This window comes from Arthrobacter sp. 2RAF6, from assembly GCF_052115205.1.
In the GTDB taxonomy this organism is placed as follows: Bacteria; Actinomycetota; Actinomycetes; order Actinomycetales; family Micrococcaceae; genus Arthrobacter.
Genome location: NZ_JBFRGF010000006.1, coordinates 76470 through 97437 on the forward strand (window position 1 = coordinate 76470; position 20968 = coordinate 97437).

The window sequence follows — 20968 nt, forward strand, 5'->3', positions numbered from 1 at the left end:
CCGCAGCTCAGGGAAGGAAACCATGCCAGGCAGAAGGAACACCCGGCGGGTGGGCATCGCAGATGTGGCATCCATGGCCGGTGTTTCGCATGCCACGGTTTCCCGCGTCATGAACGGAAATACGACCGTGGACGCGGACATTGCCGCTCGCGTGCGCGCGGCCGCCTTGGAGCTGAAGTACAAGCCGAACCCGGTAGGCCGCAGCCTGGCCCTGGGAAAAACCGACACTATCGGAATCGTGGTGCCGGACCTGTCCAACCCCACGTTCCAGGCCATTCTCCGCGGACTGAGTATTGCCGCGGCCCGCGACGGCTACCGCGTGTTGATCGCGGACTCGTCAGAAGTCTCCAGCGAAGAAGCGATCCTCGCCGGGGAAGCGCGGAGGCGATGCGACGGCGTCGTTCTTTGCGCCCCCCGCATGAGCGACGCGGAACTGGAAGAACTCGTCCCCACGCTCTATCCGCTCGTCCTCATCAACCGGACCACCGAGTCGGTGCCGACTCCCAGCCTCGTGGTGGACTACGGCCAAGGCATCCAGGAGCTCGCCGCCCACCTGGTGGAGCTGGGCCATCGCAAACTGGCCTACCTGACGGGACCGGACCGCAGCGCGTCCAACGTGCAGCGCCTCCGCGGGCTCGAGAAGTTCACGGCCGAATTCCCGAACGTCGAATTGCAGTTCCTGCCCGGAGGCAACACGTTCGACGCCGGATTCGAGTCAAGCGATGCGGTCGCCTCATGCGGCGCCACCGGGATCCTCGTCTTCAACGACGTCGCGGCGATGGGGCTCTTGAGCGGACTAAGCCAGCGCGGGATCCGCGTGCCGGAAGACCTGTCGCTCACCGGTTTCGACGACATGCCCTTCGCCCGGTACACCATGCCTCCCTTGACCACCGCAGCCGTGCCGATCTCCGACCTCGGGGACCTTGCGTGGCGCCGCATGCGGGAGCAGATCCAGACCAAGGACGCCGCTTCCCCCACGAACTACTTCCCGCCACGGATTGAGCTCAGGGGCAGCACCGGGCCCGTCAAGGCCTAGGTTTGACTGGGGCCAGCCCCAGCCCGGCTTCACGATAGTACCCCTCGATGTGTGCGGCAACGAGCGTCGCTGCCCGGCCGCCGTCGCCGTCGTTCACTGCCTCCAAGATGGCGTGGTGCTCGGACCGCAGGCGCTGGGCGGTGCTATCCCAATCCGGCAGGTTTGCCGTGAGCGCCGCGGCGTAACCCTCAATCGCTTCTCGCAGCGATCCCATGATGGTGCTCACCACGGCATTTCCGGCGGCTTCCGCCAGTGCCAGGTGGAAGGCGACGTCCAGCGCGAGGAAGTCGTCGACGGCGGCACTCGCGTCCATTTCGTCCAGGAGCCTCGCTGCTTCCCCGAGTTCGGGGGCGTCGGCCTTGGCGCGGGATACCGCCCACGATTCGAGCAGGACGCGTGTTTCCACGATGTCGGCGACGGGCAAATGCTGCGTGGCAACGTGGAGGCGGAGCGCGGAGCCGAGCGCCGTGGCCGGTTCCGCGATGACTACGGTCCCGGCGTCTTTGCCGGAACCGACACTTGCCCGTACCAGGCCCATGGCTTCCAGGATCCGGATGGCTTCGCGGACCGATGTCCTTGAGACCTCCAACTGTTCGGCCAGCGCCCGCTCGGCGGGAAGCCGTCCACCCAGCACCAAGTGCCCGTCGGACAATTGCTTTTCGATCCAACTCAGGACGAGCTCGTGCGTTCGCATGGATAAATAGTAGTTGATGTGGTTGGACCACATGGCATAGAGTGTGGTCTAACCACAGAAGCACACGGGAGACAGCACCATGACGCAGACCGTCCAGCCGAGCAACGCCCCTTCCCTTGAGGTGCCCGCGAACGTCCCCGCCGCCGTCGGGCGCCCCGCAGCACTCAAGCGCCGGGTTCCCAAATACGCCGACCTGGCGCCGCTCATGAAGTTCAAGAAGCCCGAGTTCAGCAACGGGGCGAAGCTGCGCCGCGCATCCACCATTTGGGAACTGCGGGACATGGCGAAGCGACGCACTCCCCAGGCGCCGTTCGATTACACCGACGGGGCAGCAGAGGCGGAAATCACGCTTCGCCGGGCCCGCCAGGCTTTCCAGGACATCGAGTTCCGGCCGGGAATCCTGCGCGACGTCTCCAGCATCGACCTCAGGACCGGGATCCTGGGCAAGGAATCCCGGCTCCCGTTCGGCATCGCGCCTACGGGATTCACCCGCATGATGCAGTCGGAGGGTGAGTACGCGGGCTCGCAGGCGGCCGAAGCGGCCGGCATTCCGTACACTCTCTCCACGATGGGCACGGCTTCCATCGAGGACGTGGCGGCCGCGGCTCCGAACGGCCGCAACTGGTTCCAGCTGTACCTCTGGACAAACCGGGACCGTTCCCTGGAACTGATCGAGCGTGCCGCCAAGGCCGGAAACGACACCCTCATGGTCACGGTGGACACCGCCGTCGCGGGCGCCCGGCTGCGGGACGTCCGCAACGGGATGACCATTCCGCCGGCCCTCACGGTGAAGACCGTCCTGGATGCCTCGTACCGGCCCGCATGGTGGTTCAACTTCCTCACGCACGAGCCACTGACGTTCGCCTCGCTCTCCCGCTACACGGGAACCGTGGCCGACCTCATCAACTCCATGTTCGATCCCACCCTGACCTTTGACGACCTCGACTGGCTGCGCGAAACCTGGAAGGGCAAGCTGGTAGTCAAGGGCATCCAGACGGTGGAAGACGCCCGCAAGGTGGTGGACCACGGCGCGGACGGCGTCGTAATCTCCAATCACGGGGGGCGCCAACTGGACCGGGCACCGATTCCACTGCACCTCGTTCCGGAGGTCTCCGCGGCGCTGAAGGCGGACAACAGCGACGCCGCCATCATCCTGGACACGGGCATCATGAGCGGCGCCGACATCGTGGCAGCCTTGGCCCTCGGCGCCGACTTCACGTTGATCGGCCGCGCCTACCTCTACGGGCTCATGGCCGGCGGGCGCGCGGGCGTGGACCGCACCATCCAGATCCTGGAGAAGGACATGGCCCGCACCATGGCCCTGCTCGGAGTCACCCGGATTTCGGAACTGAACCCGGACCACGTGCGCCTCCTGCAGCACTAAAGTCCCCAACTAGCTAGCAGTAGGTGTCGTTTTGAGCCCTCAAAACGACACCTACTGTCAGTCAGTTGGGCCTAGCAGGGCTTCGAAGTTCAGTCTCCCGCCCGACCTGAGCAGGACCGAATCGCGGCGTGACCGGGATCAACCCAAAGTGCCGCTACTTCTTCCGCCCGAACTTCGGCAGGTTGGGTAGGTTCGGCAGGTTCGCCAAGAGGTCCGCTGCCTTGGTGGCGGCACGCCCAACCGAACGGCCGATCTGCTGCGGCCTGGTGTCGTCGAGTCCTGCGGCGGAGGCAACAGTTCCGGAGGCGGGAACGGTTTCAGGCGAGCGCTCGACGTCGGTGCTCGCCGGAGACGTGCCGTTTGCCTCGCCGTCGGGCTGCGTCCGCGCTGCGCCCTGGCCCCCGGCACCCTGGCCACCCTGACGTGCGCGGGGGCTGCGAGCCGGCGTAGCGGCTTCGGCCGCAGGCTTGGCGGAACCGACGTCGAACGTCTCCAGCCAGCTGGCAACCCCGGCGAGCGGCTTCGGGTTCAACGCGTAATAGCGTTTCTGCCCCTGCGCGCGCATGCTGACGAGATCCGCCTCGCGGAGAACCTTCAAATGCTTTGAAATGGTGGGCTGGCTCGCGGCGAGCTCCTCCACCAGTTCCCCCACAGCCTTATCCCCAGAGCGGAGGGAAACCAGAATGTCACGCCGGGTTGCCTCAGCAATGACGGCAAATACGTCGTCAGTCACCATGCCTCCCACCCTAGCGACATATACGCCAAAAGGCATCAACTATTTCGCACATGTGCGTGCCGTTGCCCCCCAGCCTCACGCCAGCTGGACGAACACGCATCAGTCGAACCAGGGATCCAGTCCGTAGAGCGGGAAAATCTCCTTGCGGGTGGCAATGATCGTGCGGTCCACGGCATCCGCGGGGTCGTACCCGACCTCCCACGAACGCCACCACGTGTCGACGCCGTCGCCCATGAGTTCCGGTACCGATTCCCCGTACTTCTCCGCGACATGGCTCCGGAAAGCCTCCGGGACCGGAGCCGTCAGCTGGACGGGATGTTGGGCCACGATGCCTATCAAGTGGCTCCACGTGCGTGGTACCACTCCCGTGATGTCGTACCCTCCACCCCCGGTGGCGATCCAACGGTTTTGGCAGAACCTGGCGGCGAGGCCCGCGACGGCGGTGGCCGCCTCGCGTTGGCCGTCCACGCTGAGGTTGAGGTGCGTGAGGGGATCGAGTTTGTGGGAGTCGCAGCCATGCTGGCTCACGATGACTTCCGGTTCAAAGGCCTGCACGAGTTGCGGCACCACGGCGTGGAAGGCCCGCAACCACCCGGCGTCGCCCGTCCACGCAGGCAGTGCGACGTTGACGGCTGTGCCGAGCGCATCCTGGCCGCCGATCTCGTTGGCGAAACCCGTTCCTGGGAACAACGAGAGGCCGCTTTCGTGCAGGGAAATCGTCAGGACCCTCGGGTCGTTCCAGAAGATGCTCTGGGTGCCGTCGCCGTGGTGGGCATCGACGTCGATGTACGCGACCCGGCGGACACCGCCGTCGAGCAGCCTCTGCACGGCGAGTGCGGCGTCGTTATAGATACAGAAGCCGCTGGCACGCCCACGGGAGGCGTGATGCATGCCGCCGCCGAAGTTGACGGCGCGGACCGCGGTCTCGGACAGGATCGCCTCGGCCGCGAGCAACGACCCTCCGGCAAGCCGGGCGCTGGCTTCGTGCATTCCGGCAAAAGCGGGATCATCCTCGGTGCCGAGACCGCGTTCGGGGTCCGGCGTCGTCGGGTCTTCGCTTGCACGCCGCACTGCGGCGACATATTCGGCACTGTGAACTGCCTGGAGTTCGACGTCGGACGCGACCTCGGGCGCCTGGACGGACACATGCTCCAGGTCGAAGAGTCCGAGCGCCGCTGCGAGCCTGGCCGTCAGTTCCAGCCGCGCGGGGGCCATCGGATGCGAGGGACCGAAATTGTATGCGGTCATGGCGGGGTCCCACGCCACCGTCGTTGGCAGCGGGGACGGACGGAGGCCTGCCCAGGAAGTCATCAATGACAGGCTACCCGAGCGGCGGGAACGCACCTGCCCCGTTACGGCGGGCGATTAGTGGTTTACTACTCAGGAAAGCAGAATCAATCGACCAGAAGCGAACAGCACTGCCATGACTCAGAGCCAGTCGAGGTCCCGAGACCCGGCCAGCTGGCAAACCGTCCAGCCGGAGCGGGGAGGCCTGTGGATTTTCACGGGTATCCGCGACTTCATCGACAACATCGCCAACTCCTCACCGGCGCGATTGGCGCTGACGGCGTACGTCTTCGCGATTCTCTTGTTCACCGGCCTGCTTTCCCTGCCAGCGGCATCGGCCGACGGTGCGGTCACACCCATCCACCAGGCCTTGTTCACAGCTGTTTCCAGCGTTTGCGTCACTGGCTTGACGGTTGTGTCGACAGCGACGCACTGGACCTTCTTCGGCCAGCTCGTGATTCTCGTCGGCATCTTCGTGGGTGGATTGGGAACCCTGACACTCGCATCCCTCCTGGCACTCATGGTCAGCAAACGGCTGGGCGTGAGGGGCAAGCTCATTGCCCAGGAGGCCATGAACAACGCCGGACGCTTGGGCGAAGTGGGTACATTGTTGCGGATCGTCATCTCGACGTCCGTGACCATCGAGGCCATACTGGCCGTCGCGATGATTCCCCGGTTCCTGACACTCGGCGAGGATTTCTGGCAGGCCGTCTGGCACGGGGTCTTCTACTCGATTTCTTCCTTCAATAATGCCGGTTTCACACCCCATTCCGACGGAATCGTGCCGTACGAGACCGATCTGTGGATTCTTGTGCCGCTCATGCTTGGCGTGTTCCTCGGCAGCCTCGGCTTCCCGGTGATGCTTGTGCTCCGACGGCACGGCCTCAATTGGAAGAAGTGGAGCCTCCACACCAAGCTGACCATCCAGGTTTCCCTGATCCTGCTCGTCGCCGGTGCGGTCCTCTGGGCCTTGATGGAGTGGGACAACACCAACACCATCGCCAACATGAGCTTTGGGGACAAGATCACGCATTCCATTTTCGCCTCGGTCATGACGCGCTCCGGTGGCTTCAACCTGGTCGACCAGGGCCATATGGATTCAACCACCAGGCTGTTGTCGGACGCGCTCATGTTCGCCGGCGGTGGATCGGCGTCGACGGCGGGCGGCATCAAGGTGACCACCATCGCGGTCATGTTCCTCGCCATCGTCGCTGAGGCCCGGGGCGACGACGACGTCAAGGTCTACGGCCGCACGATCCCCGAAGGCACCATGCGGGTAGCCATCTCGGTGATCGTCGCCGGCGCCACCTTGGTGTGCGCATCCGCATTCTTGCTCTTGGCTATCAGCGGCGCCAGCCTGGACCGGGTACTCTTCGAAACCATTTCGGCCTTTGCAACCGTGGGACTCAGCACGAACCTCAGCGCGGAACTGCCGCCGTCGGGGGTCTACGTCCTCGCCGCCCTCATGTTCGCCGGCCGCATCGGCACCATAACCCTTGCCTCCGCCCTGGCCCTCCGCCAGCGCAGGCAGCTATTCCATTATCCGGAAGAGAGGCCGATCATTGGCTAATTCAACAGGCGCCCCCAACCGGCCGGCGCACAACGCGCCCGTGCTGGTGATCGGCTTGGGCCGATTCGGTGCAGCCACCGCCGAGCAGCTCGTCAAACAGGGGCGCGAAGTCCTGGCCATCGAGCGGGACCGCACGCTCGTCCAGAATTGGGCTTCCGTGCTGACCCACGTCGTCGAGGCGGACGCCACCAACATCGATGCCCTCCGTCAACTCGGCGCGCAGGAATTCAGCTCTGCCGTGGTGGGTGTGGGAACGTCAATCGAGTCCTCGGTGCTCATCACGGTGAACCTCGTGGATCTGGGCATCGAACACCTTTGGGTGAAAGCGATCACGGCCTCGCACGGCAAGATCCTCACGCGCATCGGCGCCAACCATGTCATCTACCCCGAGGCCGACGCGGGCGTCCGTGCAGCACACCTGGTGTCCGGGCGCATGCTGGACTTCATCGAGTTCGACGACGATTTTGCCATCGTGAAAATGTACCCGCCCAAGGAAACCGTGGGCTTCACGCTGGATGAGTCCAAGGTCCGTTCCAAGTACGGCGTGACCATTGTCGGCGTGAAGTCCCCGGGCGAGGACTTCACTTACGCCCGGCCGGACACGAAGGTTTCCGGCCGCGACATGCTGATTGTGTCCGGGCACGTGGACCTGCTGGAACGGTTCGCGGCGCGGCCGTAGTTCCCCCGGGAGGAACTAGGCGAGCTGTTGCGTGATTTCCGCGGCCCGGGCCGCGGCTGCCCGGGCTCCGTCGGCGATGATCGCGGGTATGCCGCCGTCGTTGAATGCCGCGATGGCGCGTTCCGTGGTGCCGTTGGGGCTGGTCACTGCGATGCGGAGTGCAGTGGGGTCGGCTCCGGGTTCGGCAAGCATGAAACCCGCGCCTGCCACGGTCTCGCGGGAAATCATGAGGGAGAGCTCAGGATCAAGGCCAAGTTCGACACCGGCGGCCGCCATGGCTTCGGCAAGGTAGAACGCGTACGCGGGGCCCGAGCCGCTGATGGCGGACAGGGCATCCACTTGTTCCTCGGGGATTTCCACGACGGTGCCTGCGGCGGCGAGGATGTCCTTGGCCTGTTGGAGCTGCTCGGGAGTGCAGTTGGTTCCGGGCGAAACGGAGACGACTCCACGTCCGAGCCTGGCAGGCGTGTTGGGCATCGTGCGAATGACAGGCTGGCCCGCCGGCAGGGCAGCCTCCAGCTGGGCGATGGACACGGCCGCGGCAACGCTGATCACAATGGTGTTCTTGGCCAGCGACGGCGAGATCTCCCGGGCGAGATCGGTAATGCCCACAGGCTTGACACCCAGGATGACAACCGAAGCGCCCTTCGTGGCCAGCTTGTTGTTGTCTGGTTCCTCGGCTCCGGCGATGGTCATCACGTGGTGGCGCTGAGCCAGTTCGGCGGCGCGTTCTGCTCGACGTACGGTGGCGACGACGTCCGAGGGATCCGTGCCGGCGGCCAGCAGGCCGCCCAGAATGGCCTCGTTCATGGACCCACAGCCAAGGAATGCGATTCGGTTGCTCATGGCTCCATAATGCCAGTTCAGCTCCGCCGCTGCAGAACCAGATGCGGGGTTCCCTGGAGGGCCCAGGATTCCCAGCTAGTTCCCAAGGTTATTGCAGGCTGCACCCAAAATCGCTCCGTAACTTAGTAGTTACCTCATTGAGGGTGCGAGTGATGAGGCGGGCATGGGGATGTCCGCCACAAGCACCGGTGGTCGAACGGGTTTCCCCCCATTTTCCCGTATCGACCGCCGGTGCTTTCTCGTTTAAAGGGGTGCTGGCAGATACGGGCAGTGACTATCGCCTATCTGCGAAGAGCTGCCGCAATTTGAGGCATTCCTTCGGAATCGAGCCGGTCCAAGACGTCGTTAACATCCAGCGGTGGATTCCTGTAGGCCTCGGACATGTTGCGCACGGCAACGTGGAGTTCTACAGAATCCAGGTAAAACTGATCCATGAGGAAATCGTCGGGATGTTTTGCCGCCACGCCCCAAGGACTGAGCGATTCCGCTGGAAAATGCTTGAGGTTGTTTGTGACGATTACTTGAGCCTGCACCTTCAGGGCGGCCGCCATTACGTGCGCGTCCCCCGGGTCCGGAAGGTCTCCGAAGATCTGTTCCAGAGGCTGGTAATCGTCCACGATGCAATCCGGTATCGCGCCGCACATCAACTCGCGAGTGCGGTCGAGCTTCAACGGATCCAGGTCTGGCCGGTTCTCCTTCAGATTTCGGAATGTTTCGTCAAGTATGGCTTCTGTCCAGCGGGCTCGAACTAATCCCGCTTGACCAACTCGTAGGAGGAGATCGCGGAGCATGCTTGGATACAAGACATTTGCATCGTAAATGACCGTGAAAACCACTCTAGATAATCCCCATGTCCTGACCGAGCGCTGACAGCTCATCGGCGGCGTCCTTCTGAGCAACGGACGTGCGGCGCTTGTAATCGTAGAGCGATTCGGCGAGTACCCGTCGGTGCGTTCCGACTTTTCGGTACTTGATTTCTTGCGACTCCAAGAGCCCCACCAGATAGGGGCGCGACACATTCAAGAGATCGGCTGCTTGCTGCGTCGTGAGTTCGGCATTCATGGGAACCACCGTGACCCCTTGCCCGGCCGCCATCTTCCCAAGGATTCTCATCATTAGATCCGCAGCTGCGCGAGGCATCTCTAGCTGGCCCCCGTCGGTAACCTTCATTTCCACCGGCTGCCGCGGATCTGAGTGCGCCTCAACGGCACGACGCAGCGTCTTCAGTGCCTCCCTCGCTAGCTCAGAATCATTTCCGTGAGGATAGGCCGGGGATGGTAGTTGAGTCGCCATTGTCGCGTTCCCCTTTTGTCGACGCCTGTATCTGTGTATGTATTTACGCTACCCCACAAACGAAACAATCGAAACAAACGAAATAAAAGAAGCAATCGAAGCAGAGGGGACTGGCTGAATTAGACGACCGCGCGACTCAGCCGCCCGACGTCGTCGGGCCCTGGCTCTCCAACCTAGATCTCGAAGGCTCCCACGAGCGGCGCCCCCAAGTGCTGGCGCGCAAAGCGCAGCGTTTCGGCGAGCCACTCCTCGCGTTCACCGGCAGCTTTGGCCTTGCGCGTGGAGATCTCGGCAACCACGGTGCCCTCGAACCCGTTGGACGCGAGATACTGCAGCGCCTCGGCGCACTGTTGGGTCCCGTAACCGGGGATCAAGTGTTCGTCCTTACCCGAGCCCGAACCGTCCGTCAGGTGGACGTGACGCAGCTTGCTCCCGAGCGCCCGTATCGCCTCAAGGCTGTTGGCCCCCGCGGTGGCCGCGTGCGAGAAGTCCCAGGTGACGTCGTCGTAATCCTGGCCCATCGGATCCCAGTGCGGCAGGTAAGCGAGCGCCTCCCGCCCGCGCACACGCCACGGGTACATGTTCTCTACCGCGATGTGCACTTGGTACATCGCCGCAATCTCGCGCACGCCGGCGGCGAAGTTCTCCGCGTAGTTCGACTGCCAACGGAACGGCGGATGGACCACGACAGTGTTGCAGCCGACCTCGCGCGCCATCTGGCAGGACATCTCGATCTTGTTCCACGCCGGACCCCAAACCTGCTGGGTCAGCAGCAGGGTGGGCGCGTGGATGGAGACGATCTGCTGGTCGTAGCGATGGCTGAGCTGGATGAGGGCATCCGGGTTCTGGCTGGTGGCATTGTTGGTCACCATCACCTCGACACCGTCGTAACCCAGGTCCTGGGCCACGGCAAAGGCGTCATGGACGCTGAGCGGATAGACAGAAGCGCTGGATAGCGCCACCGGGATCCTCGGCGTGTCTTCTTCGGAGTGCTCGACGTCGGTGCTCATGTTAGTTGGCCTGCCTCCCGGCGATGGGGATTGGTGTAGATACTGCCGCGGGCGCGGCCGTTCCGGTGTTGGCGCCCAGGCGTGGTACCGGTACCGCACCCCCAAGCCCGACATGCGGAGCCGGGGCCAGCGGGCCGTCGAAGATCAGCTGGTCGAGCCGGCGCAGGATCAATCCCTCGCGCAAGGCCCAAGGGCAGATCTCCATGCTGGGAAACTCGAACATTTCCAATGCGGCCTCGGCCACGAGGGCACCCGCAAGGATCTGCGCCGCCCGTGCATCCGAGACGCCCGGGAGGTACAGCCGATCCTCGACGGTCATGGCGGAAATCCGCTGCGCCCAGAGTCCCAAGTCCGTGGCGTGGAGTTCGCGCTTGACGTACGGACCGGCGCCGCTCGGGGCCGCGCCTGCGATGCGTGCAAGCGAACGGAAAGTCTTGGAGGTTCCGGCCACCAGGTTGGCCCGGCCCAATTGCTTGAACTCACGCACGACGGGCTTGAGTGTGTGGCGGATGTACTTGCGGAGCTCTTTGACGCTCTTGGCCGTGGGCGGGTCATTGTGGAGCCAGTCCCTAGTCAAACGGCTGGCGCCAAGCGGTACTGACACTGCGAGCTCGGGCAGTTCGTCCTGGCCAAACGCCATTTCGAAAGAGCCGCCGCCGATGTCCAGGTCCAGGATCGGCCCGGCCCCCCAGCCGTACCAGCGTCGAACCGCGAAGAACGTCATGGAGGCTTCTTCGCTGCCGGTCAGTTCCTGCAAGGTCACGGTGGTCTCGTGCTTCACCCGGGCAAGGACCTCGACGCCGTTCGTCGCCTCGCGGATGGCTGAAGTACAAAAAGCCAGGAGGTCCTCGGCCTTGTGGCGGGCCGCGAACTCCCAGGCTTCGAGGACGAACTCAATCAACTCGTGTTGTCCGGCGTCGTTGATGTTACCCTCGGCGTCCAGGAACTGAACCAGCGAAAGTGGTCGTTTGTGGGAGGCAAACGCGACCGGGCGTGCGCCTGGATGCGCGTCCACCAAAAGCAAATGGACGGTGTTGGAACCGATGTCTAGGACGCCAAGACGCATTCTGCCATTATTCCCCGATTCGAAGCGTGTGAAGCAAGTTCGACCGCCGATTCGTGCCGGCAGCTAGTCAATTAGCCTCGGGGTCCGTCGGTGCCTGCTTCTACTGCCGCATCGGCGGCCGGGTCGGCCGCTTCGTCGGCGGCCGGGTCGGCTTCATCGGCGCGGGTGAAGTCGCGGCGAACGCTGGCGATGCCTTCCGGGCCCATCTCGAAGCCGTGCTCGCTGCCAGGGTTGATCACCAGGCCCAGCTCGTCGCCGATGCTGTCCAGAATCGCAGAACCGTGGGTGCCCAGGACGTTGGGCGCGGCCTCGAGGAAGTGTGATTCCACCCGGCTCGGGTGGCTGAACACGGCGAGGACAGGCTGGCCCTCCGAGTTGGCCAGGACAAGTGGCTCCACGGCGGCGTCAGGCTTATCCAAGGAGTCGGTGCTCAGGATGTAAACCTCGTTGTTCAGGAAGGCCAGGATGACGTCAACCGGGTTCGCGTCGGGTTGCCCGGCCTTTGCGAGCTTGGATTCGAGGTCGTTCAATGGCAAGGATTCCGGGGCTGCAGGCTGATCAGTCATGGTTCCACTCGATCACGGTTCCCCGGCTCGAAGCAATTCCCGGCCCGCTCGCCGTCGAAACCGCCGCGGCCTGCACCGAGGACACCGATATTTCCCGCGTCTGTGCGTCCCCAGAACTACTTCTTCGCAGCAGCCCTTTTCGCAGGCGCCTTGCGGGCCGAGGCGGTCCGCTTGACGGGGGCCTTGGCGCGCTTCTCGGCAAGCAACTCGATTGCCTGCTCCCGGGTCAGCTCCTCCAAGGAGGTGGCGCGCGGAACCGTGATGTTGGTGACGCCGTCGGTGATGTACGGACCGAAACGGCCTTCCTTCACCACGATGTTCTTCTCCGAAACAGGGTCCGGACCGAACTCAGCCAGGGGCGGCACGGCAGCACGGGCACCGCGCTGCTTCGGCTGGGAGTAGATCTCCAGTGCCTGTTCCAGGGTGATCGTGAAGATCTCTTCCTCGGATCCGATGGACCGCGAGTCCGTGCCCTTCTTCAAGTAAGGCCCAAAGCGGCCGTTCTGCACCGTGATGGGGTTGCCTTCGGCGTCCGCGCCGAGAACGCGGGGCAGGCTCATGAGCTGAATGGCTTCGTCGAGCGTGACCGAGTCAACGGACATTGACTTGAAGAGCGAGCCCGTACGCGGCTTGGCCTTGACCGGCTTCTTCGGCGGCTTGGGTTTGCCGTTCTTGTAGTATTCCACCGGCTGGTTTGCCAGTTGCTCTTCCGTCATCTCCGGGATGATCTCGGTGACATAGGCGCCGTAGCGGCCGTTCTTGGCAACCACGGTATGGCCCGTGTGCGGGTCCGCGCCCAGGACGCGCTCCTCGGGGGCAGCCGTTTCCATCAGCTCCTGAGCCTTGGCTGCAGTGAGCTCGTCCGGCGCAAGGTCCTCGGGGACGTTGGCACGCGCCGACTCAACGACCTCGCCGGTCTTGGGGTCGACGGTGGGGATCGAGCTCTCGAGGTACGGTCCGAACTTGCCGACGCGCAGGGTGATCCCCTCGGCAATCGGCACCGAGTTGATTTCGCGTGCATCGATTTCACCGAGGTTGTTGACGATGCTCAGCAGGCCGGGATCGGCGTCTTCACCGTAATAGAAGTGCTTGAGCCAGGCGGCACCGACAGCCTGACCGTTGGCGATCTTGTCCAGGTCGCCTTCCATGTCGGCCGTGAATTCATAGTCAACGTAGTCGGTGAAGTGCTGCTCCAGCAGGCGGATTACCGAGAAAGCGATCCAGCTGGGAACCAGCGCAGACCCCTGTTTCCGGACGTAGCCGCGGTCCTGAATGGTCGAGATCGTGGACGCGTAGGTGGACGGACGGCCAATGCCGCGCTTTTCCAGCTCCGCCGTCAGCGATGCTTCCGTGTACCGCGGCGGTGGCGAGGTCTCGTGACCTACGGCAACGATGTCCGAGGCTGTAAGGGAATCGTCCTTGGCCACGTTGGGCAGGCGTCGGGCTTCGTCGGAGTCGTCGTCGCCGCGGCTCTCGTCCTTGCCTTCTTCGTAGGCCGCGAGGAAGCCCGGGAAGGTGATGACCGTTCCGGAGGCCGAGAATTCGGCGTCGCGCCCATCGTTAGCCACCGCACCGAGGCGGATGGTGGCGGTGGAGCCCTTGGCGTCGCCCATCTGGGAGGCAATGGTGCGCTTCCAAATGAGTTCGTAGAGGCGGAAAGCGTCGCCGGTCAGCTGGCTGGCCACCTGGGCCGGGGTACGGAAGGAGTCACCCGCGGGGCGGATGGCTTCGTGGGCTTCCTGCGCGTTGGCGGCCTTGTTGGCGTAGACACGGGGAGACTGCGGCACGTATTCGGGACCGTACAGCTCAGCAGCCTGGCGGCGGGCGGCCGTGAGGGCTTCGTCGCTCAATGCGGACGAGTCAGTACGCATATAGGTGATGTAGCCGTTTTCATACAGGCGCTGGGCGATCTGCATGGTGCTCTTGGAGGTGAAACGCAGCTTACGGCCGGCCTCCTGCTGAAGGGTCGACGTCGTGAACGGCGCGGCGGGACGGCGCGTGTAAGGCTTGGTGTCGACCGAGCGGACCCGGAAGTCCGCGTTCTCCAGCCCGGCGGCCAACGACGTCGCGAGTTCCTCGTTGAGGTGCACCGCGTTCGCGGAGGTGAGGACGCCGTCGTCGTTGAAGTCACGGCCGCTGGCTACCTTCGCGCCGTCGACGGCAGCGAGCTTTGCTTTGAAAGTCACGGAGCCGGTGCCGAACTGGCCGGTCAGGTCCCAGTACGAAGCGGACTTGAACGCCATGCGTTCGCGTTCGCGGTCGACCACCATGCGGGTCACGACCGACTGCACACGGCCGGCGGACAGGCCACGGGCAACCTTGCGCCACAGCACGGGGGAAATTTCGTAACCATACAAGCGGTCCAGGATGCGGCGCGTTTCCTGGGCGTCGACGAGGGCGCTGTCGACGTCGCGCAGGTTGTCCATGGCGCGGTGGATGGCTTCCTTGGTGATTTCACCGAAGGTCATGCGGTAGACGGGAACCTTGGGTTTCAGGACCTCCAGGAGGTGCCACGCGATGGCCTCGCCCTCGCGGTCCCCATCGGTTGCGAGATAGAGCGCGTCAGCGTCTTTCAGCTGGGCCTTGAGCTCGGCAACCTTTTTCTTCTTGTCCGGGGACACCACGTAATACGGTTTGAAGTCGTTCTCGATGTCGACGGCGAACTTGCCTACCGAGGTCTTCTTCAGTTCTGCAGGGAGGTCCGAGGGCTGTGGAAGGTCGCGGATGTGACCGATCGAGGCCTCGACAATGAAGCCTTCGCCCAGGTACTTGGCGATGGTCTTGCTCTTGGCCGGAGACTCCACGATCACGAGTTTCTTGCCGGTTTTTGCCTTGCTGGGCACGGTTCTCCTACAGAAAAATGAATTGCTTGGGCTCGTGCCCATATTGGCCTAGTTCACCATATTTTGCAGAATCGTGCGTTTACATGTGCACAAGTGCTGTGAGCCTGTGGGGATTTGCGAGGCTAGGGTGGCGGTGGGTGGGCCCACGCCGGCGAGGGCCCCGACCTGAGCTTGCGAAGGTTGGGAGCCGGTGGGGACTAGCTTGAAGACGGCGTCCGGTCGTCCGGAATCATTGACCACATCGTAGCGATTCGCACCGCTCCTTCGGGAATCCGCGTGGGATCTTCGAGTTCATATGACCTGATGAGGTCCTGGAATTTGGCCTTGAGATCCGTCCGCTGATCCGGAGTCAAGTACAGCAGATCGCTGGACAACACCATGGCGGCTGCCTCGTTCGCGGCCTCGCCGCGCTGGCGCCGCTCACCACGGGCCCGGGTGAAGGCGGTCGCCCGACGCCGGAAGGCGTCCAGCTCGAGTTCGACGACGGCGATCTCCGGGCTTGGAGCGTTGCCGCCGGATTTGATGGTGAAGTCGGAACCCGCGGCCTTCCAACGGCGTTCGCGCGCATCGCCCTCGTTGTCCGCAGCAGTCACAATCCCCCATTTCTGGAGGGCCCTCAGGTGGTAGCTCATGGCGCTCGGCGTGAGCCCGGTCTGCGCGGCGAGCTCCGTGGCCGTGCGGCTCAGCTGTGTGGAATACAGCTCCGAGATGACCTCGAGCCGGGCGGCATGCGCAAGCGCACGGATCGCTTTGGGGTCGGTGATCTCCACCGTCTTCCCGGGCCGTTTCCGGCGCTTCGGGGATGCCAGCCCGGTGGATACCCCGTTGTTTTCATTCACCGGAACAGTTTATCCGCCAGTGCCGCCGCAATTGTCCTATGCCGCGGGAAGCAGGAAGCCATCGCGGACCAGGTTCCCCACGTCGGAGAGCAACCCGGCGCGGAAAGCGTCGTCGTCGAAGTCGTCCCCTCCACCCAACAAGGCGGCCAAGGCGCCGATCAGCTGGTGGACGGACAGCTCGCCGTCACATGCCGACACGAAGCCGGCCAGCTCGGTGCTCAAGAGGTTCGTCCGCCGCAGCCCCGCGCCCTGGCGCAACAAGATGACGCCAGGGTGTTCGGCGCCGGGCCGCTGGTGGCGTTCCTCAGTCACGTCCTCGGCCACCACCAGGTGGGCGTCGGCAAGCTCGTGGGCATCCAGCCAGTCGGCGCGTTCGACGGCGGCGGCAAGGTGCGGGCCGATCGGCTGCTCGATGGGGTACGTTATTTCCTCGAAACGGACTGGCGCAGCTCCTGGACGCGCGTCCTGCGGCCGGCGCAGCCAGATCATTCCGAAGCCAATGGCCTCTACATTGCGGGACGCGAAATCCTCCAGGTAGGCGGCGTAGGCATCACGGTAGAGCTCACGGTCGCGGCCTTCGGATGCGTCCTGCAGCCAGGTCTCCGCGTACAGCTCCGGGCTCACTTGTTCCCGCTGGATGAACCACGCCTCCGTGCCGGAACCTGCGAGCCACGACGCGGGCCGTTCGCTCCATCCGCTGCCCGCGGGGATCTCCCAGTTGCCGAGCATTTGCGCCGTGCCGCCGGGTGCGAGGACGTCGGGCAGCGTGCGGACGAGGTTGGCAACAATGTCGTCGCCGGGCAGCCCTCCGTCGCGGTAGGTGAATTGATCCGAAGAGTGCTCACCGGCGCTTCGCGGGGTAATCACGAAAGGCGGATTGGACACCACCAGATCGAAAGCCTCACCGGCCACGGGTTCCAGGAGCGAGCCCAGCCGCAAGCTCACCCTGGACTCGAGATCGGCCGGGTCAAGGTGCAGGGCCTCCGCATTGAGCATCAGGTTGAAGCGGGTGAACGCAAGGGCCCGTTCGGAGATGTCGGTGGCCGTGACGTGCTCGCTGTGGTGCAGGAGGTGGAAAGTCTGGATTCCACAGCCCGTCCCGAGGTCAAGGGCGCGTTTCGAATGCCGGCGGATGGTGGTCTGGACAAGTGTGGTGGAAGCTTGCCCGATGCCCAGCACATGGTCATGCCGGAGCACGCCGGGCTGCTGGTGGGCGGCGAGATCGCTGGAAACCCACAGTTCGACGCCGCCGCTGCCACTGCTGTCTGCTCCGGAGTCGCCTTCCCAGCCGTACGGCCGCAAATCCACTTTGGCGGCGACAGCACCGCCGTCGTTCTTCTCCACCAAGCCAAGCTCCATCAGGCCCGAGGTGCGGACGTGCGGCAGGGCGGTGTCAACGTCGTCTTCGGTCTGCGGGACAGCGAGAAGCCACAAACGCACGACGACGGCGAGCGCGGCTTTCGCGCGGTCCGTCGCCGGGTCTCCGGTGAAGGCAGCCGGTTCGGTGACGATGAGCGCAGGGATGAGCTGATCCCGGGCGAGGGCCGCGTGCGCGGACTCCCCCAGAAGTCCAGCCACTCCGTCCACGGTGTAGCCAACGTTCCGCAGGTCGTCGGCAAGCCCTGTGAGCAGTTCGGGAAGGTCGCTGCGGGGAGCGTCGAGGGCGGTTGGGGTGGTACCAAAGATGGCGGGCGTTGCGGGATCAGTCACCGTGCAAGTCTATTGGGGGGTGGTGGCTGGCGCCTGCGTCGGCGGCTGCGTCGGCGGGGAGGCGTTCGAGCAGGTAGCGTTGAATCATGGCATTTCACCCCTCCACTTGGCGTCGCGCTGCACCTTTGGTCATTGGCGCAGCCACCCTGGCGATGACGGCGTGCTCCTCCGGGGGATCGGTCTCCAACGCCGACGTCCCCGCGTGGAAGGCGACCACCATGCCCTCGGCAGCCGGGGTTGTCCTGGAGGACTCCGGGAAGATCCCGAACCGCGACCCCGTGCTCAAGAGCTTTGCCAGCGTCGCTGCGGGAAGCTACGTCTTGACTGTTGCCTGCGACGGCGGCGGGAAGGCATTCTTCGACGTTTCCTCGGGCGGTACGCAGATCACCGAGGCCGGGGCCGCATGCAATGGCAGCCGAGAAACGTCCCGTATCAAGATTCCCTCGACCGGTCCGCTGAGCATCAGCGCAAGCAGCGTCGATGCGCCGGTGATCTACGCGTACCAACTGGTACCGGCTTCGTAACCGCACCCTCGTTCGGGGCTACAGCGCGGCGTAGAGTCGGATTATGGGGTGGGTGCGCGCCCTGAAGGTACCGACGACGCGGTCGGCGATTCCCGCCGTCGTGCTTTGCAGTGTGCTCGCGTGCGGCGCCATGGCTTCGTGCGAATACACCTACGACGACGGCCGTGCGCCGGTGAGCAGTCCGCCGTCGCCGGTCATCACGGATCCGGTACTGACCCGTGACCCGGCGCTGGGACAAACCGTCACGGGCGATGCGCTGAAGGCTTGGGCGCAGGACGTGCTTCCGGACGTGAACGGGCTGTCCTTCTATGGCAGCTTCGGCCTGTTGTCCGCCGGCGAATCCCGCGACGAAGAGACTACCCAGCTTCCGGGGGGAACGTACGCGGTGACGCTGGCTTGCCGTGGTGCCCGGAGCGCTGAATTCACGGTGCGAAACGGGAGCGAAGTCCTCATCGAGGTGATGCTGCGGTGCGGCACCACACGGGTCAAGGTCCTGCAGCTGGAGACGGACGCCGTCCTGGGTATCACGATCACCGGCAATGCACCGGCGAACTTCGCGTACCGGGTGAGCCGGATCTAATGACCGGAGCTAGGCAGCGCAGCCTTCCGGGCAACGCAACGTTTCCGGGCTCGAGGCACATTCGGCGCAATACAGGGTGAGGTTGCGGCAGCTCAGATTGGAGCAATTTTCAAACTTGTTGGTGGGCGCCTGGCAGCGGACGCATTGGCCAATGGTCTTGGCGTCCTCACTGAATTCCATGTGCATCCGCTTGTCGAAAACGTACAAGGAGCCTTCCCACAGGCCCTGGTCCTTGTAGGTTTCGCCGTAGCGGACAATTCCGCCGTCGAGTTGGTAAACCTCCTTGAAACCGCGGTTCACCATGAGGCTGGAAAGGACTTCGCAACGGATTCCGCCGGTGCAGTACGTGACGACGGGCTGGTCCTTAAGGTCGTCGTATTTTCCCGAGTCGAGTTCCTTGATGAAGTCGTGGGTCGTGGCGACGTCGGGAACGATTGCGTCCTTGAACTTGCCGATCTGGGCTTCGAAGGCGTTGCGTCCGTCGAAGAACTTCACATCCTGCCCGCCCGCCTTCTTTTCCTCCAGGAATGCGTGGAGCTCTTCAGGCTGAAGGTGCGTGCCGCCGCCGACGACGCCGTTCTCATCCACCTTCAGTTCGCCGGGGGCGCCGAAGGACACGATCTCATCGCGAACCTTGACGCTGAGCCTCGGAAAGTCGTCAGCGCCGCCTTCGGACCATTTGAAGTCGATACCGTGGAAGCCCTTGTATTCCTTGGTGGTCTTCACATACTGCTTGACGTTGTTCAGTTCCCCGCCAACGGTGGCGTTGATGCCGTCCCGCGAAATGAGGATGCGCCCGGTCAGGCCGAGCTTCTCGCACAGGGCGCGCTGCCAGAGCCGGACGGCGTCCGGGTCCGCGATCGGAGTAAAGCCATAGAAGAGCACAATTCTGTTTAGAATAGGCGTGCGAAGCATGGTGAAACTTTCCTGCCAATCTTTTCAGTAACTTTCATCAACACGCTGGGACTGCCCTGAAACTTCGGATCCCCGGTTACAGTGTCTTTCGCCGCAAGAAACAGGGGCTTCCCCAAACCGTCCCGTTTCAGTGCCGCAGGGGACGGTTTCACGCTTCCAACTCCAACACCTCGAACAACTCCAACACCGACCCCGAATCGATAGGAACCCCGGACGGCGCAATATAGTGCCGCCGCGTCACCCCATCCGATGCGTGCCCAAGCTGCTTCGACGCCAACACCGAACCGTGCTCAGCATCCACCAGCGTGGCAACGGTCTTCCGCAGCGTCTTGGGCGTCACCCAATCCCACTCCGACCCGGCAAACGCCTTCTTCCACGAAATCAACACCTGCCGCGGACCCAGCAACCCGCCACGCTCGGACGGAAACACCAACGGACCCTGCGCCGTAGTCAACCGGCGACGAAGCATCTCCACCAGGAACGCCGGCAACCGCAGATTCCTTACGTCGTGCTCTTTGGTGGCTGTGCGCTGCAACCCCTCACCCACCACCCTTTGCACTTGCTGATGGATCCGCACCCATGGCACCGGGGAATCCAGGTGTACGTCTTCCCAGTACAGTCCTGCCGGTTCCGCGGCCCGCGCCCCGGTGCCGAGAAGGAAGTCAATCACGTCCAGTGTGACGGGGTTGCGGTTCTTCCCGCCCATTTTGGAACGGTCACCACCAGCCCGCACCAACCGTTCTTCAGGGGTGAAGGGCTGGAAGACGGTGGCAGCGTATTTGCGCATCGCCAGCAACTCATCCAGCGTCAGTGCCCGGATGGGTTTCTCTTCCAGTTTCGGGCGTTCCGTGAATGCCACGGGGTTGTTCCCGACAGCCCCCCACCTTGCGGCCAGCTTGAACATTCCGGAGATGGTGTTCCTTACGACCATGGCCGTGCCGGGTCCGTTCTCTTGCGTCACCGCCGTGACAACGTTCTGGATCCGTTGCGGGGTTACCTCCCGGATCCGCTGCTTGCCCATGCGCGTGATGATGTGATTATCGATTGCGCGCCGCATGTTGTAGTACGTGTTGGGGGCAAGGTCATCGGACAGTTTGGCCGTGTAGTAGGCCTCCGCTAGTTCCGTGACTCTTGATTCGGCTGAGATGTCCGGACCTTGTCCACGGTTTGAGCGTTGGGCTAGTTTTTCCCGTAGCGCAGCTTCGGCCCCGGATTTGGATTTGCCGGTTGCTTTGACTCGGCGGGTTTCCCCGTCAAGGTCACGGTATCGGGCGAGCGCCATCCATGTTTTGCCTTCACGGGTTGCGCTGATGTGCCCGTATTCACCGATGCCTAGTTGTGGTCGTGGCATTGAAACCTCCCCTTATACACCCAAGTATCCCATGAGCGC

General features: G+C 63.8%; 20 protein-coding genes. 6 read left to right on the forward strand and 14 right to left on the reverse strand.

All coding sequences use genetic code 11. The features are described from left to right. Positions 1–22: 22 nt before the first annotated feature. Complete coding sequence (locus AB4Z38_RS06750; protein ID WP_441429001.1) at positions 23–1036, forward strand: LacI family DNA-binding transcriptional regulator; 1014 nt, start codon at positions 23–25, stop codon at positions 1034–1036. On the opposite strand, the gene AB4Z38_RS06755 is transcribed toward AB4Z38_RS06750, so the two are convergent. Beyond that, positions 1026–1730 (reverse strand): FadR/GntR family transcriptional regulator, encoded by a 705-nt coding sequence (locus tag AB4Z38_RS06755; RefSeq protein ID WP_441429002.1) that lies wholly within the window; start codon positions 1728–1730, stop codon positions 1026–1028. The genes AB4Z38_RS06750 and AB4Z38_RS06755 overlap by 11 nt on opposite strands. 79 nt (positions 1731–1809) lie before the next feature. On the opposite strand from AB4Z38_RS06755, the gene AB4Z38_RS06760 reads away from it, so the two are divergent. Continuing rightward, positions 1810–3114, forward strand: a complete 1305-nt coding sequence (locus tag AB4Z38_RS06760; protein WP_441429003.1) for an alpha-hydroxy acid oxidase — start codon at positions 1810–1812, stop codon at positions 3112–3114. A 154-nt stretch (positions 3115–3268) separates the two neighbouring features. Here the strand turns inward: AB4Z38_RS06760 and AB4Z38_RS06765 are convergent, their stop codons facing one another. Both AB4Z38_RS06765 and AB4Z38_RS06770 read right to left on the reverse strand, forming a co-directional pair. Further along, positions 3269–3850 (reverse strand): ArsR/SmtB family transcription factor, encoded by a 582-nt coding sequence (locus AB4Z38_RS06765; protein WP_441429004.1) that lies wholly within the window; start codon positions 3848–3850, stop codon positions 3269–3271. A 99-nt stretch (positions 3851–3949) separates the two neighbouring features. Beyond that, positions 3950–5161 carry an acetoin utilization protein AcuC gene (locus AB4Z38_RS06770; protein WP_441429005.1) on the reverse strand — a complete coding sequence of 404 codons (1212 nt, stop codon included), beginning with the start codon at positions 5159–5161 and terminating at the stop codon, positions 3950–3952. Positions 5162–5273: 112 nt separating this feature from the next. Here AB4Z38_RS06770 and AB4Z38_RS06775 point away from each other — a divergent pair, with 112 nt between their 5' ends. Further along, positions 5274–6707 (forward strand): TrkH family potassium uptake protein, encoded by a 1434-nt coding sequence (locus tag AB4Z38_RS06775; protein ID WP_441429006.1) that lies wholly within the window; start codon positions 5274–5276, stop codon positions 6705–6707. 40 nt (positions 6708–6747) lie between these two features. Continuing rightward, complete coding sequence (locus tag AB4Z38_RS06780) at positions 6748–7386, forward strand: potassium channel family protein (protein ID WP_171983496.1); 639 nt, start codon at positions 6748–6750, stop codon at positions 7384–7386. 15 nt (positions 7387–7401) lie between these two features. Here AB4Z38_RS06780 and proC read toward each other — a convergent pair whose 3' ends face one another. The 9 genes from proC to AB4Z38_RS06825 all read right to left on the reverse strand — a co-directional run bounded on the left by proC (position 7402) and on the right by AB4Z38_RS06825 (position 17559). Next, the gene (gene proC / locus AB4Z38_RS06785) at positions 7402–8232 is read right to left on the reverse strand and encodes a pyrroline-5-carboxylate reductase (RefSeq protein ID WP_441429007.1); all 831 of its coding nucleotides are present in this window, start codon (positions 8230–8232) and stop codon (positions 7402–7404) included. A gap of 281 nt (positions 8233–8513) precedes the next feature. Continuing rightward, positions 8514–9110, reverse strand: coding sequence for a PIN domain-containing protein (locus AB4Z38_RS06790; protein WP_441429008.1), 597 nt, complete (start codon positions 9108–9110; stop codon positions 8514–8516). Beyond that, positions 9070–9345, reverse strand: coding sequence for an excisionase family DNA-binding protein (locus AB4Z38_RS06795; protein ID WP_441429009.1), 276 nt, complete (start codon positions 9343–9345; stop codon positions 9070–9072). Before AB4Z38_RS06795 ends, AB4Z38_RS06790 begins: the two co-directional genes overlap by 41 nt. Positions 9346–9698: 353 nt before the next feature. Continuing rightward, positions 9699–10535 (reverse strand): sugar phosphate isomerase/epimerase family protein, encoded by an 837-nt coding sequence (locus tag AB4Z38_RS06800; RefSeq protein WP_059389509.1) that lies wholly within the window; start codon positions 10533–10535, stop codon positions 9699–9701. A gap of 1 nt (position 10536) precedes the next feature. Continuing rightward, a complete protein-coding gene (locus AB4Z38_RS06805) occupies positions 10537–11601 on the reverse strand; it encodes a Ppx/GppA phosphatase family protein (protein WP_441413202.1) in 1065 nt (354 codons plus the stop codon). A 71-nt stretch (positions 11602–11672) separates the two neighbouring features. Beyond that, on the reverse strand, positions 11673–12167 hold the full coding sequence (locus tag AB4Z38_RS06810; protein ID WP_441429010.1) for an SseB family protein: 495 nt from the start codon (positions 12165–12167) through the stop codon (positions 11673–11675). A 116-nt stretch (positions 12168–12283) separates the two neighbouring features. Continuing rightward, the gene (topA, locus tag AB4Z38_RS06815) at positions 12284–15010 is read right to left on the reverse strand and encodes a type I DNA topoisomerase (RefSeq protein ID WP_441429011.1); all 2727 of its coding nucleotides are present in this window, start codon (positions 15008–15010) and stop codon (positions 12284–12286) included. Between the two features lie 197 nt (positions 15011–15207). Beyond that, complete coding sequence (locus tag AB4Z38_RS06820; RefSeq protein WP_441429012.1) at positions 15208–15849, reverse strand: ArsR/SmtB family transcription factor; 642 nt, start codon at positions 15847–15849, stop codon at positions 15208–15210. A 36-nt stretch (positions 15850–15885) separates the two neighbouring features. Next, positions 15886–17559 carry a DUF7059 domain-containing protein gene (locus AB4Z38_RS06825; protein WP_441429013.1) on the reverse strand — a complete coding sequence of 558 codons (1674 nt, stop codon included), beginning with the start codon at positions 17557–17559 and terminating at the stop codon, positions 15886–15888. Between the two features lie 86 nt (positions 17560–17645). Here AB4Z38_RS06825 and AB4Z38_RS06830 point away from each other — a divergent pair, with 86 nt between their 5' ends. Further along, positions 17646–18083 carry a hypothetical protein gene (locus AB4Z38_RS06830; RefSeq protein ID WP_441429014.1) on the forward strand — a complete coding sequence of 146 codons (438 nt, stop codon included), beginning with the start codon at positions 17646–17648 and terminating at the stop codon, positions 18081–18083. A 43-nt stretch (positions 18084–18126) separates the two neighbouring features. Beyond that, positions 18127–18663, forward strand: a complete 537-nt coding sequence (locus AB4Z38_RS06835) for a hypothetical protein (RefSeq protein ID WP_441429015.1) — start codon at positions 18127–18129, stop codon at positions 18661–18663. A gap of 9 nt (positions 18664–18672) precedes the next feature. Here AB4Z38_RS06835 and trhO read toward each other — a convergent pair whose 3' ends face one another. Then, positions 18673–19578, reverse strand: a complete 906-nt coding sequence (gene trhO, locus AB4Z38_RS06840; protein WP_441429016.1) for an oxygen-dependent tRNA uridine(34) hydroxylase TrhO — start codon at positions 19576–19578, stop codon at positions 18673–18675. Positions 19579–19726: 148 nt separating this feature from the next. Then, positions 19727–20929, reverse strand: a complete 1203-nt coding sequence (locus AB4Z38_RS06845; RefSeq protein ID WP_441429017.1) for a tyrosine-type recombinase/integrase — start codon at positions 20927–20929, stop codon at positions 19727–19729. Between the last annotated feature and the right edge of the window lie 39 nt (positions 20930–20968).